15 protein-coding genes are annotated in these 15,872 nt (G+C 52.6%); 2 read left to right on the top strand and 13 right to left on the bottom strand.

Annotation, left to right across the window (positions count from 1 at the left end):
• Positions 1-75: 75 nt before the first annotated feature.
• Positions 76-636: a TetR/AcrR family transcriptional regulator gene (locus KP014_RS04280; RefSeq protein WP_036604414.1), complete on the top strand. Its 561-nt coding sequence runs from the start codon at positions 76-78 to the stop codon at positions 634-636.
• A gap of 141 nt (positions 637-777) precedes the next feature.
• Here the strand turns inward: KP014_RS04280 and KP014_RS04275 are convergent, their stop codons facing one another.
• The 4 genes from KP014_RS04275 to KP014_RS04260 all read right to left on the bottom strand — a co-directional run bounded on the left by KP014_RS04275 (position 778) and on the right by KP014_RS04260 (position 3,939).
• Positions 778-1,683, bottom strand: a complete 906-nt coding sequence (locus KP014_RS04275; protein WP_246590636.1) for an endonuclease I family protein — start codon at positions 1,681-1,683, stop codon at positions 778-780.
• A complete protein-coding gene (locus KP014_RS04270) occupies positions 1,680-2,645 on the bottom strand; it encodes a S8 family peptidase (protein ID WP_036593069.1) in 966 nt (321 codons plus the stop codon). The genes KP014_RS04275 and KP014_RS04270 overlap by 4 nt, the downstream gene beginning before the upstream one ends.
• A 242-nt stretch (positions 2,646-2,887) precedes the next feature.
• Complete coding sequence (locus tag KP014_RS04265; protein ID WP_036593068.1) at positions 2,888-3,082, bottom strand: hypothetical protein; 195 nt, start codon at positions 3,080-3,082, stop codon at positions 2,888-2,890.
• A 572-nt stretch (positions 3,083-3,654) separates the two neighbouring features.
• Complete coding sequence (locus tag KP014_RS04260) at positions 3,655-3,939, bottom strand: DUF6809 family protein (RefSeq protein WP_036593066.1); 285 nt, start codon at positions 3,937-3,939, stop codon at positions 3,655-3,657.
• A gap of 113 nt (positions 3,940-4,052) precedes the next feature.
• Here KP014_RS04260 and KP014_RS04255 point away from each other — a divergent pair, with 113 nt between their 5' ends.
• Complete coding sequence (locus KP014_RS04255) at positions 4,053-4,301, top strand: helix-turn-helix domain-containing protein (protein ID WP_036593065.1); 249 nt, start codon at positions 4,053-4,055, stop codon at positions 4,299-4,301.
• 112 nt (positions 4,302-4,413) lie between these two features.
• Here KP014_RS04255 and KP014_RS04250 read toward each other — a convergent pair whose 3' ends face one another.
• The 9 genes from KP014_RS04250 to KP014_RS04210 form a co-directional block, all read right to left on the bottom strand.
• Positions 4,414-4,806 (bottom strand): type II toxin-antitoxin system death-on-curing family toxin, encoded by a 393-nt coding sequence (locus KP014_RS04250; protein ID WP_036593064.1) that lies wholly within the window; start codon positions 4,804-4,806, stop codon positions 4,414-4,416.
• 1 nt (position 4,807) lies between these two features.
• Positions 4,808-5,101 (bottom strand): AbrB/MazE/SpoVT family DNA-binding domain-containing protein, encoded by a 294-nt coding sequence (locus KP014_RS04245; RefSeq protein WP_036593062.1) that lies wholly within the window; start codon positions 5,099-5,101, stop codon positions 4,808-4,810.
• Positions 5,102-5,258: 157 nt separating this feature from the next.
• The gene (locus tag KP014_RS04240) at positions 5,259-6,524 is read right to left on the bottom strand and encodes an acyltransferase (RefSeq protein ID WP_051499785.1); all 1,266 of its coding nucleotides are present in this window, start codon (positions 6,522-6,524) and stop codon (positions 5,259-5,261) included.
• A 302-nt stretch (positions 6,525-6,826) separates the two neighbouring features.
• Complete coding sequence (locus KP014_RS04235) at positions 6,827-7,708, bottom strand: carbohydrate ABC transporter permease (RefSeq protein WP_036593061.1); 882 nt, start codon at positions 7,706-7,708, stop codon at positions 6,827-6,829.
• Positions 7,705-8,583, bottom strand: coding sequence for a carbohydrate ABC transporter permease (locus KP014_RS04230; protein ID WP_036593060.1), 879 nt, complete (start codon positions 8,581-8,583; stop codon positions 7,705-7,707). Before KP014_RS04230 ends, KP014_RS04235 begins: the two co-directional genes overlap by 4 nt.
• Positions 8,584-8,708: 125 nt before the next feature.
• Positions 8,709-10,043 carry an extracellular solute-binding protein gene (locus KP014_RS04225; protein ID WP_051499787.1) on the bottom strand — a complete coding sequence of 445 codons (1,335 nt, stop codon included), beginning with the start codon at positions 10,041-10,043 and terminating at the stop codon, positions 8,709-8,711.
• A gap of 182 nt (positions 10,044-10,225) precedes the next feature.
• The gene (locus KP014_RS04220; protein ID WP_090834212.1) at positions 10,226-11,791 is read right to left on the bottom strand and encodes a response regulator; all 1,566 of its coding nucleotides are present in this window, start codon (positions 11,789-11,791) and stop codon (positions 10,226-10,228) included.
• Positions 11,792-11,793: 2 nt separating this feature from the next.
• On the bottom strand, positions 11,794-13,557 hold the full coding sequence (locus KP014_RS04215; RefSeq protein WP_036602765.1) for a cache domain-containing sensor histidine kinase: 1,764 nt from the start codon (positions 13,555-13,557) through the stop codon (positions 11,794-11,796).
• A gap of 216 nt (positions 13,558-13,773) precedes the next feature.
• On the bottom strand, positions 13,774-15,684 hold the full coding sequence (locus KP014_RS04210) for a beta-N-acetylhexosaminidase (protein WP_090834211.1): 1,911 nt from the start codon (positions 15,682-15,684) through the stop codon (positions 13,774-13,776).
• Positions 15,685-15,872 lie beyond the last annotated feature (188 nt).

Here is a 15,872-nt window from a genome sequence, read left to right as displayed (position 1 = left end):
CGGTATAAAACGTTCTATAATTAGACTGACCTGTATAATTTGTATCAAATCCACAAGAATGGAGGGCACACCAGCATGAGAAAAAGCAAAAAAGAACATATTCTCCAAGTTGCCTCCGACCTTTTCAATAAACAAGGAATCCGCGCAACCGGCGTAGACCAAGTCGTCGCCGAGTCGCAAGTAGCGAAGATGACGCTGTATAACCATTTTCCATCCAAGGAAGAACTGGTCTTAGCCTATCTTATGAGACAGGATGAACAATGGCGGGAATGGTTCGAGCGTAACGTGAATAAGAGGGGATCAACTCCCGTAGAAAAACTGCTCGCCGTATTTGATGTGCTGGGCGAATGGTTTGTGGAACCGAACTTCAACGGGTGCGCTTTTATCAAGACGGCCTCGGAGTATGCAGAGCACTCCCACCCCTACTATGAGGCGGCGCAACAATATAAGACCTACTTACGGGTTTTCATCGCATCGCTAGTGAAGCAGGCTGGAGCTGCGAAGCCCGAAGCCTTAACGAACGGATTATATTTGCTCGTGGAAGGAGCCATTACGATTGCCATGCTGCAGACCGATCTTCATCCGGCACAGCATGCCCGCGAGACCGCTCAATTGCTAATTGAGCATCTGGTGTGATCAGGGGGAATAAGCGATTAGAAAAATTTTAGCCGATGATTAATTTCATCGGCTATTTCTCTATATTTTTTTTTTACCGAACCGAGTCATATAACCTAAAATGTAAACACGTTGTTATCTGAAGATTACATCTTCACAAACCTAGTCACCGCTGCTTCCCGCCCACTGCTCCGCTATTTCCGGGATATCGATAAACGGGTTGCGGTTGCCCTGCAGCTCGAAAACAGCCAAATTCCGGTGCTGTTCGTAGAGCGTAACCGGAACAGACCGGTGCCATTCCAGCAGCATCGTTACATCCACATGACTGCTGCCGATAACGCCGGGATAGCGCAGCAGGAAATAAAGGGTTGCGCGGGCGACAATGCCTTTGCCGTACTCAGGCTCAAATCGGCCGTCCTCCTGCTTGCCGCAGCCTGCAATTACATCCTGTGCGCTCACTTCCGGCGAATAATCCAAAAAATCATAATACGGATTATTTCCGCGCCGACTGTTGCAGCCCGGCTCGCAGGCAAACAGATGATGTAGGTCCCCCCGCATCGGCTCTTGCTTCCCAAACCAGGACTGCGGTACGACATGCTCGCAGTTCAGCATGATCTCTCCCGCCAGGCTCACATAATCCTCCGCTTCCGTTTCGGAACCATCCTGCTGCGTCTTGGGCTGCTCTTCCGGCACATCGCCGGGTGCCGACGGCTTGCCGTCCGCACCCTTGCCCGGACGGCCCGCCGCTTCAAGCAGCCGGATATCCGCTTCAATCGCTTCAAGCGGGGACATGCCGCGGCCGGAATACAGGCTTTTCAGCTGTCCATCCTCCTGCAGATCGACCCACGGATAGACATAGCGGTAGGGCTTGTAGGGCAGCCGGTGGTCATGAGTCCGCTCCAGCAGCTGCTGGAGTTCACTTTTATTCGTAAAGCCACCGCTGTAATAACTATTCTTCAACTCGTTATCCCGCATTTCGTCGTAGTAAGGACGTTCGCTGGTCATCGTCAGGTGCATTTCCCTCGCCGCTTCCAGCTCAAGCGCCAGCATCTGCATCATTCGCGTCATTGACTTAGCACCTTAGCCACGACAGCAGGCGTAAAGACTTTGGCCAGTTCCTCCTGAGCCGTTAAGTACAGCAGTCCGTTGCCCTCCAGCCGCGGCGAGTTGCCGAGTGGGATGGTCCGCTTGATCAGCTGCGCGTACAGCTCCTGCTCTGTCAAGTCGCGTCCGAAGCTTTCGTTCGCGATCAGCTTGACCAGCGCCATCGCACCCGATACGTGCGGCGTTGCCATGGAGGTGCCGCTGAGCGTCGCGTAGCTTTTATTCAGGTACGTTGACAGAATTCCTGCGCCCGGCGCGACAAGGTCCACTTCATTGTTCGAATTGGTAAAATTGGTCGAGTGCCGCTGCAAATCGACGGCGCCCACGCTAATGACTTCGTTATAGGAGCCGGGATAGCCGAATTCGTCGGTTGCGAAATTACCGTCGCCTTCGTTGCCCGCCGCGCAGATAACAAGGATATTCGCCGCCACCGCCCGCTTGATCGCTTCATGCATCTCCGGCACATCCTCCGGTCCGCCGAGCGACATGGAGATAATATCCGCTTTTTGCTCAACAGCGTAATTGATGCCGTTAATAATCCACTCATATTGGCCTGAGCCGTCCTTGTTCAGCACCTTCAGGATCAGCAGATTCGCCTCCGGCGCCACACCGACCACACCGGTATTGTTGCTTACCGCCGCAATCGTGCCAGCTACATGCGTGCCGTGCCCGTTGTAATCCACGAATACATCCGGGTTGCCGTTGTCATCATCCGTAAAATTCCGCCCGCCTGCAACTCGTCCCTTCAAATCCGGATGCGAGACCTCGCACCCCGTATCCAGAATGGCTACCGTGATGCCTTTGCCCTTTGTCTGACTCCACACCGCCGGCGCCTGAATCATCTCGATGCCTTTCGGAATTTCGCTCACCTGCTCAACCTGCGCTTCGACCCGATAAGGAAAAAGCTTGATTTTCCGCTGTTCCATTCCTCTCCTCCTCCTCAAGAGTAAAAATGAAATACGTTCGCCAATTCGCCCTTAATATTTTAATTTTAGAATTTTTTGGAGCAATTTATTATAACATTTACAATCCCTTCCATTCAATAAATAGGAACATTTGTTCTTAATTCATTCACACATTTTAGCAGCTCATTCAAACGCAAACAAGCGGATTCATACCGGCAGAAAACCGGCAAAGCCCGCTTGTTGATCTCACTTTTTTATACAATTTATTTGAAAAAACTAATAATTACCAATGCAAGTAGCAAAATAGGCACACCAATAACAAAGAAATACCCAAAATACCTTACCGGCTTAGGCATATTTTGCAAATAGACTTTCTTAGGTCCCCCGCCTCCTTCTATCTGCTGCATAGGTCTTAATTGTTCATCTACATAAAATTCACTTTTATCCTCATGACTCATTTCATTCAACTCCTTGGAATCCATTTATTATTGCCTGAGACGACTGCTACCTTTTTGTGATGCATTACTGCTACGTTCGCCTTCGATTATACAGATCGTATGGTCCAGCGCCGCTTTCTGGCTCAGATTGTACCTGCTGCTTAGTGTACGGATACTCCTTGAGAGGACTTCCGGTAAGTGACCCGCACAATTGAATCTTTATATTCATACGAGTCAATCTGCGCCGTTTTGTCTTCCAATAGCTGACGCATATTAAGAATTATTCAGCTTCTGAACTGGCTTGTAGAAGGTATTAGGGGGTATCATAAAAGAAACTTCGATAAGTTGGAAGGATATTCCTTTTAGGAAATGAATTTTTAGGGAGGCAAGGAGAAAGGATGTTGCTGCCTTTATTGGAATAGTAGCTATTTTACACGTACCTCTCGCTTAGCCTTCTCGTACACATTTACGCACGCAAAAAAGACGCCACGTTCCTCCGGTGCCTTTAGTGGCAATTTTGTGAGATTAATCGGAGCAGATGAATAATTTAGTACTTATATCAAAGCATCTTCCCTTCCTCTGATTCCTCTTATTCACCGAGGCGGATCATTAGACCCAGTTAAGACTTCAATCATCATCGCCGCTCCAAGCTTAAACCCGCACGTAAACGAAGCGGCCATGTCCATTCCTTGAACCTGGTGGTACATATCAGCCAAAGCCTCAAGGTCTTTAAAATCGTCTTCGGAAAGCTTCTTTTTCCAAGCTTCCATGGATTCGGATATCTGCCTGCTTAAAGAGCGATATTTCGGGTCATTGGAAACAACCCTCTCATCGGGAATTAGACTGCCGTAATACAGTGATTCCAGTAAGCTTCTCATCAGATTCCACCTTTGCTTTTTAAAGTTTTGCTTGTGAATGATTACTTTAAGATGAGCTATCTAAATAATTATGAATAAGCCTATCATATTTAAAAGCAATAGGTGGTACGCCTATACGTATAGTTAAAGATAAAAAACAAAAAGTTAACCAAGCACATAAAATTTCCTTGCGGGAGTTATCCAGACTCTCCGACGTCCGACATGCCGCATTAAGCGAACTGGCTAATGGAAAAAGAGAAAGTATTAGCTTCAGTCATATTGAAAGAATTGCGCAAGCATTAGGCATCCGGGATATTCGCGAAATTATTGATTTGGTGGATGATCGAGAAGTAAGAAGTAAAGTAAAAGAGATCACCGATTAAGGTACTCTCATATTTTTCCTAAGGAGCCGAGGGGAGTCGAACTCCTGTCCGAAAGTAAATCTCAGAAGCTTCTACGAATAGTGAACTTTTTCATGTTACTCTAAGTACCTTATTATTTTCGAACCGAATGCTCACGGAGAATACTGGCTATCTGCTCGAATGAATACCCGTCTTTGGCAATATCCACTATGAACTCAACTGCAAATAAACGCACCATCTTTAAATGATATCCATTTACCATCAAAAAAGACTTAACTGCAAGATAAGCCGTTCGCTTATTCCCATTATGAAAACTATGATTTTTAACTAAGGATTCCAATAGAGCGGCCGCTTTTTCAAACAATGACGGGTAAGCATCTTCACCAAACAAACTTTGCTCAGGTTTATGTACAGCAGAGTCAAGTAAGGCATGATCTTTAATGCCTGCCTGATCCGCGTCATTCATTTTTCTTATCATATAACAGTGGGCTGCAACGATTTCTTCTTTTGTCAAAAAAATAGTCATCTTACCGGTCCCTTAGATCGTCAAATATTTGTCTATCTTCTTCAAAAATATCGTAGAATGCCTCGAGTACCTCAGGACGGACATGTTCAGGCAGCTCCACATGACGGACTTTTCTCAGTAAAACCTCACCATCGGCAGTCTCAATAAACTCGATCTCATCGCCTTGCACCACATTCATTTTGTCGGCAAGACTTTTAGGCAGACTCACACCAAGGCTATTTCCCATTCGACCTATTTTTCTGGAGTAACGTTTCGTTACCGATTTCTCCTGACTCAATTTGATCGCTCCATTCATTTTATTCCCCCTTCATATTATGATCACACTCTATAAAGTTACACCTTATAACAGTTATAACTTTATAACTATTTGTATAATTTATCATGTCTGAAAAAGAAATCAAAAAAGACACCCTTCCAGGTGTCTTCCGCTGCCATATGGAGCCGAACGGCCTTTATTGAGGAAAGGTTTGCTGCGCTGGACTGGCCTTTATCCGATTTCGGTTCGCCTGCTTCCCTGTCGTTCCGATAAGCCACCGCCCGAAAGACAGCTTGCTGAGCAGCTTGGCAAGCCCGATCGAACCCGCCGCCGTTAGCGCAAAGGTAAGAACAGCCGCAGACAGATGGTAGCCGGTGAGCGCAAGCGGCCTGGTGATGGAGCTGATCAGCATCAGAACAAAGGCATGTCCGAGAAAACCGCCAAAGGAATAAGTGCCGATAAAGCGAAAAATCCTGCATACCGCTCCTCCCCTCGTCTGCACGATCCATATAATACCGTACAACAGCAGCAGCTGGGACACGATAAGAACGAAGGTAAAAGGCCTCAAGTATCCGGCAAAGTTCAGGTTTATGGTTTCCGTGGAATGGTTAAGGATCTCATAACCTTGCCAGATGTACAGAGCAATAAATGCAAATCCGTACCAGATAAAGCCATCTTCCACAAAACGCCGCCAGCGCTGAAGTCCAAAGGCGCAAACCGCGCCAAGCAGAAAGTAGAAGAAATAAAAAACAAAATAGTACGACCGGTAAGAGATTACGCTCGCCCAGAGCCCGCCCCAATCCTCCGCCCAGTCCGGCATCCGGTAACTGGATAACCACATCAGAATGCCGTATAACGCACCTATCGCGGCAACGATCATAAACATGCGGCGGAAGGACGCTCCTCCGGGCATCGCTTGAAGCTTTTGGCGCACCTTTTGGATCGCAAGCGCAAACAGTGGGAATAAGAGATAATATTGAAAAATCATTGGAATAAACCACAGATGATACCCGTATGTCGGCAGGAACAACTCACGGAGCAATGTCCTCGGCCAGTCTGCCGGATTTCCCAATTGACCGAATGCAACCCCCTGTACGGCGATCCAATAAATGACCGTCCAGCATACAAACGGTAAGTAAATATCCACCAGCTTTTTTCGAACAAAAGGCCAATAGGAAAGCTTGCCGTTGTTGTTGTAAAACAGCAGCAGCCCGGACAGAAACACAAAAGTCGGCGTCCCGAAACGCGTGAAATCAAACAGCATCGCCAGCATGATAGCATCGGGCTGCAAAATATCGCTCCGGTAAATATATTCCGCTATGCTGTGCTGCATGGTAATGGCGAGAAACGCAAACGCCCTTAACAGGGTTACTTCTTCTATCCGTTCTTTCTTTTTCGCCGGGAGCATGTCGGTCTGCGGGGCAACCTTCAAATCCATTGGTGTCACGGTTCGTTGCGGCATTTGTGTCCTCCCCCTCATTTCTGTTCTGCATAACATTAACCGATTCTAACCTACCAATATTAGCAGAAGCTTAAAAGAACGAATTCCAATAAATAACCGCCGCTATAAAAAATCCCCTCCTAGCCTGATCATTCGAGAGATACATAAAAAAAGAGCCCTCTCTAACTTAAAGAGAGAGCAATCATCATGCTCATTCGCCAATCCGGGAGATTCCCCGAAAGGGTAATTTAAAAAAAAGCAAGGCCTCCGGTTTCCCGAAGCGCCTTGCTTTTCCCGTATTGCCGTCCGGACATGGGAGGGTATCAGCCTTTCACTGCACCCGCTACCATCCCCTTCATAATATAATTCTGGAAGAGCAGATAAATAATGATGGTCGGAATGACGGCGATTGACATGGCGGCCATCGTCAGGCTGTAGTCCGTACCGTATCCGTCCGAGAACAGCGACAGGCTGAGCGGCAGCGTCTTCAGCGCCTGATCGTTGATAAAGACGAGCGCGAACGCAAAATCATTCCAGAATCTGAGGAAGCCGAGAATGGATACCGTGGCCATGGCGGGAACCGCCAGCGGGACGATAATCCGAAAGAAAATTCCCCAGTATCCGTTGCCGTCGATCATGGCCGCTTCCTCCAGCTCTTTCGGCACGGAAGTCAGATAGGCAGCAACGACGAATACCGCGATTGGCAGCTCAAAAGCCGTATACGGCAGAATCAGCGATGCGTACGTATCCAGGATGCCAAGGCTCTTCATCAGAATGAACAGCGGCACCAGCGTGCTGTGAATGGGAATCAGCATGCCAAGCACGAACAGCATCATGATCAAGCCTTTGAACCGGAACTCCAGGCGGGATACGATAAAAGCCGTGAGCGTTCCGAGAAACAGAGTCAACACCAGCGATAAGACTGCAACGACAATAGAATTCAGGAATGCGGAGCCAATTCCGCCGATCTCCCAAGCCCGGGTATAGTTCTCGAACCGCCAGACCGACGGAAGCGCGAACGGGCTGCCGAAGAAATCCTGATTTGATTTAAACGAACTGATAAACAGCCACAGCAGCGGGTACAAGGTGACCAGCGCAAAAGCGAGAAGCACGAGATGAAGGAGCCACGACGCTCTGAACTTCAGGGCTCCGGACGTCCTGCCAGCCGTGCTTTCGGCCAGGCTGCCGGTAGCGATCGTTTTCATTCCATCCCTCTCTTTCGCATCAGCAGTTGGCTGCCGAGCACCAGAATCATGCTGATGATAATAATTAAGGTTGAAACCGCCGACCCGTAGCCGTAACGGAAAATTTCAAAGGTATTGTTGTACATGTATGTGGCTAGAAGCTCGGTGGACTGCGCAGGTCCCCCGCCCGTCATGACAAAAATCAGGTCAAACGCTTTTAGGCTACCCGAGATGCACAGCACGATGGCGACCTTGATCGTATCCCAGATCATCGGGATGACGATGAGATACAGCCATTTGGCCTTGATGGCCCCGTCGATTTTGGCCGCTTCCTCGACATCGGAGGAGATATTCTGGATCGCGGACAGAAAAATAATAAGGTAAGGTCCGATGTTCGCCCAAATCACCGGGGCACTGACCGAATACATGTTGATGCCCCGGTCACCGAGCCAGTCGCGAATCCATGAGCCAAGTCCGAACCGCTCCAGCAGCACGTTCAATATCCCGATCTGCGGGTGATAGATGTAACCCCAGATGAGGCCGATAACGACGGTCGATACGACCATCGGCATAAAAACAGCCGAGCGGACAAACCGGTGAAACAGCGTGCTTTTTCTAAGAATAAGGGACAGTATGAGAGCGATCGGCAGCTGCCCCAGAATCGAGGCGGCGACAATGATCAGGTTGTTCTTGAGCGCCTTCCAGAAAATAGGGTCCTTAAGCGCCTCGGCGTAGTTGCCCAGTCCGATAAAGCGGGCGGCGCCAATGCCTTTCCAGTCAAAAAATCCGTAGTACGCGGACCAGAGAATAGGAACGATAACGAAGACCAAATAGATGATCAAGGCAGGCAGCAGCCCAATCACAATAAAGCCTCTGAGACGGTTCGTGAATGCCATAGCCGGCCTCCTTTTGTATGCTAGCCTTTCAGGATGGAAGAAGTGAACGGCTGTCCGCCTCCCCCGGGGAAGCGGACGCTGTTCCTCCAAGAAGCTTCGGGTAGCGGAACAGGGCTTAAGTGAGTTTACTTGCCGAGTTCGCGGGCCTGGGCATCTTGAATCTTCTTCGCGATATCTTCCGGATTGCCGCCCATGGAGAGCTCCTGCAGCCCGTTGTTAACCGCTTCCGTAGCCGAGGAGGTCAGATAGGCGTCATAGACCGGCGTCAGCTTCACCGATTTGTACAGGTTATACGCTTTGTAGAACAGCGGCATGACCTGGGACTCATCCAGCTCCACATTGTACGTCACGATCGAGTTGCTGCCAGCGATCGCCTTCATCGCATCCGGTCCGCTGACGGTATAAATCAGCTCCAGCGCCGCCTTCAGCTGATCGCCTTCCACATGCTTGCTGAGCGCGAGACCGCCGCCCGAGCCGCCGGACATGGAATTCGGGTCGCCCTTGCCTCCGGGAACAAAAGGCAGGATCGTCACGTCTACCTGGTTCAGCTGTTCTTCCGTTCCGGATGCGGCCATATTCGTCAGCGCCCATGCGCCGTCGATCATCATTGCGGCCTTGCCCTCGATGAAGTACTGTTCCATCTGCGTGTTGTCCAGGCTGTTGAAGCCGGTCTGGAACGCATTGGCGTCGGCCAGCTGTTTAAAATAAGTCAGCGCCTGCACGAATTCCGGATCGGTGAATTTGGCTCCGTCCTGATTGACCGCTTTCTTGAACCAGTCGGTTCCGGTGACGCGGTCCGCCAGCGACGAGATAATACTGGACTGCGCCAACCATGAAGCCTTGTTTCCAAGCGAAATCGGGGTGATTTTGTTGTCGTTGAACGTCTTGACCGCCGTCATCAGCTCATCCCATGTGGTCGGGACCTTAACATTGTATTGTTCGAAAAGAGATTTATTGTAGAACAGGAAGGAGGTTGCGGAACCGCTCAGCGGCGTCGCGTAAACTTCTCCGTCAAAGGACAGCGCATCCAGCGAACCGGGAATGAAATTGTCCTTCCATTCAGGATGCTCGCCCAGCAGGGACGTAATCGGTTGGATCAGCCCTCCGTCGTAGAACTCTTTGATGGACGTACCCGATTGGGTGAAGAAGACGTCCGGCATCTCGTCGGCCGCAGCTACGGTCTTCAGCCGTTGGCGGTAACCGTCGGGAGGAATCGCCTGGGCGTCCAGCTCGACTTCGGGATGTTCGGCCTTGAACTTGTCGATCTGCGCGCGCACCGCTTTCGCTCTGAGATCATCGCCGGAGAAATTATGCCAGACGGACAGCTTGATTCTGGAGGCCGCGGCTCCGGTGGTATCGCCCTCCGCTGCGCCGGAGCTCCCCGTATTGCCTCCTTGTCCGCATGCTGCAATTAGCAGCGACATAGCCACTGTGCAGGCCGTGACGGCCAGTGTTTTCATTTTCAATGCCAAGCCCTCCTTGAATTTCATTTTGTACATTCAGTATAGGTGAGCAAGGACGGGGCCAACAGGAGACATTCTACAGGTACTGGGTAGACAGAATTCGGGTTGTGGCATAAAAACGAACATAACGTTCGGATATCAGCCTGAAAACCGGCCTATCATTACATAATCGCGTCATATTAATTAACATTCGCTTGGCGGTATTCCGATGGCGTGCAGCCCATGATTTTTTTGAACTGCTGGCTGAAATATTTCATATCCTCGTAACCGACCTCGCCCGCGATTTCGCCGATTTTCTTCTGCGTCGTAAGAAGCAAGCTGCCCGCCCGGAGCATCCGCTCCCGGGTCACAAATTCCATATAGCCCTGGCCGGTCTCCCGCTTGAAGACCTCGCTGAAGTGGTTGGGGTTCAGATGGACGAACCCGGCGACCTGCTGCAGGCTAAGCTGCTGGTCGAGGTGATTACGTATATACGCGATGGCGCGCTGAATGTAGGAGTAGCGGCTGTCGCTCGCCCCCTGATGAAACTCGTTCATAACGGACAGCAGCTGACGGAAAAGTTCATCCTCCAGCCGCGTGCCGGGCTCAAAGGTAAAGATCGGAACCGCCGCAGGCTCGCTTGCGCCGATCTCCCGGTTCCGGTCCAGCCAGCGGTGCGCAACGATAACGACCGACTGAAGATAGGCCTGCAGCGCCGCCGGAGTCGCGTCCGGGTCCTTAAGCTGCTCCTCTACGATCCGGTGGGTCCAGGCATGCAGCTGAGTCGCATGGTTATGGATCAGCAGCCCCAGAAGCTCCTGCTCCTCCTTCTCCGAGCAGACGGTCCGGCCGCCCCTGCGGCGCTCGATATCCTTCATCTCGTACAAGCCCCGGTCTCCGAACAGGACCCGGTAGGCGTAAACCTTGGTCGCTTCCTCATAAGAGCGGGGCAGCTCACCGAGCGAATGAACGATATTTCCGGCCGCGGCAAAGAGATCGCATTTGAGCATTTCCCGCACCCGGTTCAGCGTTTTCTCCAGCGAACGCATGCCAGGCCAGCCCTCTTCGGCGCGAAGCGCCACGATGACCGTATGGTTTCGCACCAGCGTGACGCATGGCAAAAGCTCTTGCAGACGGTTCTCCGCACTTCCCAGGATCAGCTCGCTGAACCGGCCATCTCCCCAGCCGGAGGCTCCTACCAGCAGCACCCGCATCGGCTGAACGCCGCCGGCCTCCTCCGTGGAAAAGACCCCGTTCTGCCTTAGCCAGTCTCTTACCGGCTCAAAGGCTGCCGTTTCCGGCGACCGCCTGCCGCCTCCCGTCAGCCACTCCTCAAGCAGCCGGCTCCGCAGCGCCGCGGCGGAAACCGCCCCCTGCTTTGCCGCTTCCCGCTTCGCGCTCAGGTTCCGCTGGGCTTTCATCACCGCCTTGATGACCTCCTCAGGGCCACTGGTCTTCAGCAGATAATCAGTCACCCCTTCCCGCAGCGCCTGCTGGGCGTAACCGAAATCATCGTAGCCGGTCAGGATAATGATCTCGGCGTCCGGCAGCCTCCGCTTAATCTCCTTGGCCAGCTCTATCCCGTCCATCCCCGACATGCGGATGTCGGTCAGCACGATATCGGGGCGTTCGCCGGGAATGCGCTCCAGCGCCTCCTCCGCCGATTCCGCCGGCGGAAGCAGCGTCATGCCGAGCTCCTCCCAGTCAATAACCGTGCACAGTCCCGTCCGGATGATGACCTCGTCGTCGACGATCAGTATATTCACAGCTATCCCTCCAGTACAGGTATGGTGAACGAGATTCGCGTGCCGCCTCCCGGTTGGCTCTCAATATGAAGACCCGCCCCGCTGCCGTAATGCAGCTTAAGACGGCGGTCTACACTGCTCAGGCCATAACCCGAGTTCGAGGAGCCGGACTGCCGCTGCTCGTCTGCTTCCCCGGCGAGCAGCAGGCTGCGCAGATGCAGCAGCTTCTCCTCATCCATGCCGACCCCGGTGTCCTCAACGACAAAGGACAAGCCGTCTCCCCGCAGCTCCGCATGGACGAAGACGCTGCCCTTGCCCTGCTTTTTCTTCAGGCCGTGCATGATGCTGTTCTCGATCAGCGGCTGCAGCAGCAGCTTCAGCATCGTTCTCTCTTGAATTTTCGGATCGATCAGGAAGGTGGAATCGAATTTGTCCTGGAACCGCTTCGACATGATGCGGACATAGTTCTGTGCATGCGCCACCTCCTGCCCTACGGAACAGAATTCCTTGCCGTCGTTGAGGCTGAACCGCAGAAAATCCCCGAGCGCCCCGACCATTTCCGCTACCTGCCGATCCTTGTTCATGAGCGCGATCCAGTGGATCGACGACAGAGTGTTATACAGAAAATGCGGATGAATCTGGGCCTGAAGGGCCTGGATATCCGCCTCCTTTTTTTTCGCCTCGTTCAGCTGCAGCTGGTTTTTCAAGCGCTCGATCCGCTCGCCAAGCTGATTGTAGCTGTGCAGCACCATCCCGATTTCATCCGTAGACCTAACCTCGAATTGCTTGACCGGATCGCCGGGACTTACGTCCTTAAGCTTTCTGGCCAGCTTGGTCAACGGGCGCGTAACCCATGCGGTAAAATACAGCACCAGCGCACCCGCAAGCAACGCCGCAACACCGATGGCGACCGCCGTAAGCGTAAGCACGTATTCGTTCTGCGCGGTATAGATCCGGGTCGGAATGACGCCGACCAGCTTCCAGTTCAGGCTCGGCAGCGTGTAATAGAGCAGCGTATTGCTCTCCTGACCCCGTGCAATGTTAAGAACGCCTTCGGTTCCCCTTAGCTCGCCCAGTCCCTGAAGTGACTGTCCGAGCGGCATATTAAGCCCTTCACCGGTCTGGGAAGACATGATCCGGTCCTCTTGATTGACGAGCCAAAGCCGGCCGTTTGCGTTCCAGGCCGCGTCCTGAAGCATCTCCTGCACCTCATCCACATCGACGCTGATCGCCAGCTCCCCCAGCGGCTGGAACTTTTCGGTGCTGCGGATTGGGCGGACCAGCGAGAATACCCGCTTGATGCCGTCGTCGGTCGTCTGATTCTCATAGAGAGGCGTCCACCACTTCTGGGCAGGGTTATAATCGGCAGTGTTGGCCTCCAGCAGCCGGGGCAGTCCGGAGTGCAGCACCGTTGTGTTCGAAAGCGCCGGATACCCGCGGCCGGAGGTGATGGTGATATTGGAAATGTAGGGTTTGGAGGAAGCCAGGTTCAGCAGAAAGGCCACATTTTGTGAATACAGGGAAATGTCCGCCCTGTCGCTGCCGAGGTAGGATTGAATGTTGCGCTGGCCGATGATGAATACCGACATGGTCTCAATGTCGTTAATGATAAAGTCTAATTTATCCGAAAGCTGCCTGAGTGTATTCATGCCGGACTGCTTTTCGATTTTTTCCGTCAGATTGGAGGCGATCCGGTAGGAGACGACTCCGGCCCCGAGCAAGGGGAACACGATTGCGACGATGAGCAGCAGCGACAGCTTCCCCTTCAAAGAATGCTTGAACCACATCTCCTTCCTCTCCCCTTCCTTGTTTGGATTCCTCACATTTTACAACACAATTCGACATATGGTCTGCAGTTATTTTGCAAAAAACAAGGGTTTTCAGCATTTTCCAACTCTTTTTATGAAGTAAAGAAGCTGCTCCGGTTACCCGGTCCAGCCGGTCGGAACAGCTTGATATCCCCCTTAAAATTGAGATTTAGTGATGTAAAGAAGTTTCAATGATTAAAAGGGATTCAAAACATGAAAAAACACATTCGGCGACGCCATGCGGTAATAATAGCTGCACCATCCGGCGCCCCTGTGGTTGAACCGGTTGGCCGAGCTGTACGGCAGCCGTTCCTGCTCCAGCTCTTCGATTCTTGCAATTCGTCCCTCCGTGTAATCCAGCAGCCGCAGGGCGGCGGAATCGAGCCGGTTCACAAGCCCCCCGTACCGGATGTCCAGCACCTCCCAGCCAAACGGCTTGAACATGCGGTGCCAAGCTGTGCGGTGCGCGGACCGAAGCTCCCTGACCGCCTGTGCGATCTCCGGCAGCTCCCGCTCCGCCGCCTGGGCCAGAGCGGCCTTGTCGCCGGCGTCGTATGCCCGCTTCAGTTCGATACCTAGCAGGCTCTTGCGTTTCAATACCGCGCATAGCTTCTCCGGAACCTCCAGCATCCGGGCTGCGGCCGGATCGGCGGCGCTTCTCTCCGACAGGCTCCGCTCCAGCGCTTCGTAATGGGCGGACAGCTCCAGGCCGTCGATCTGATGGTCGAACAGGCCAAGCAGCACATCCTGGTACAGCAGAAACTTCGAAGGATTGCTCTGCACGCGGTTGTCCGGCTCGGCCCCCGGCGTTTCATCCAGGTCCTTCATCAGCAGGTAGCTGTCCGCCTCAATGCCAGTGCAGAATTTCACCCGCTCCGCGAGATACTCCCACTCCGGCCGCTCCGGGGAATAGGCATGCTCGGCATACAGCTGCAGGCCGAGCAGCGCCGCGAACGGATTGCCCTCATTGCCGTCATCCCCCCACATCGTGGCATACACCTCGCCGATCCCCTCCTTCTTGCACACCTGGAGCGCCGTATCCGATGCCTTGAGAGACAGGCCGTAATTGACCCCGAACGTATTAAAAATCCACACGGCTCCGGCAAAAGCCAGCTTCGAGCCAAGCGATCGGTGCTTCGCAATTAGCCGCTCGTAGTCCTCCGCCTCCGTATGCACGTAGTCCCAGTACACCATATCTACGTCTTTCGGGATGCGGCGCCGCATTTCTTCCGGTATCGATGTTTCCGCGTCGTAGTACTCGCCGCCGCTTGCGGAAGCGAGCTTCAGGAACATATCGCTCCACATCATCGGCTCAAGCCCGCGCCCTCGCGCAATGTCCAGCACCTTCTCCAGATGCGAGGTCATGATATCGAACCGGCTGCTGTAGCCGTTCCGGTCCAGATATTTTCCGCGGCCCAGCTCTTCGGCCTCATCCATGCCGATATGGATTTTGCGGCTGCGGAACGGCGCGCTGGCCGACTCGACCATACGCTCGACCAGCTTTAACGTGCGCTTCTCGCCCACCAGCAGCGCGCCCTTCGTATCTCTGTAATGGGACACCGGCTCCCATTTCAGGAATTCCTCCAGATGGGCCAGAGTCTGAATGCTTGGAAACGCCTCGATGCCGAACTGAGCCGCATAATCGTCGATCTCGCGAAGCTCCTGCTGCGAATAACGGCCCCGCATATACCCGAAATAAGGTTCGCCCTCGATTTCGTAAGTATCCTCCATATAGAGCATAACGGTATTCAGTCCCATCAAGGCCATCTTGTTCAGCATAGCCTTGAAGCTGTCCGTGGTCAGCACCGCGTTGCGGGACAGGTCGAACATCGGGCCGACGAGATCAAATTGCTGCCGTTCGCGGATATGGAACGCCGCGCCCTTGCGCACATGCTGGACCAGCAGACCAAGCCCGCGGAAGAACTGATGGGTACGCCCATACCGTATATACGCCCGGCCATCCTCACAGCCGACCTCGATTCCTTCGCCGGAAATCTCCACCAGGACGGGCATTCCGTCTTCATCAAGCTGAAACCCAAGCTCGCCGGCCAGAATTCCGATTCCAGGCAGCAGATACGATATGTCGCCCTCGAACCAAAACTTCATCTTCTCATCCTCCTCGATCTTCTATGGTCCTATAATCTTCCTGCGCTCTCTCCACTATGCGGCCATGCGCCATACCGAGCGCGAGAAGAATGCGGCAGGCAACTCCGTAAAACCCAAAGTGTCTGAACATGCGAAACGCGAAAATGTCTCAGCACATGAAAACGCCTAACAACGATTTTGAAATAAAC

This window comes from Paenibacillus sophorae, assembly GCF_018966525.1.
Lineage (GTDB): Bacteria > Bacillota > Bacilli > Paenibacillales > Paenibacillaceae > Paenibacillus_AQ > Paenibacillus_AQ sophorae.
This window is presented reverse-complemented; position numbering and strand designations above follow the sequence as displayed.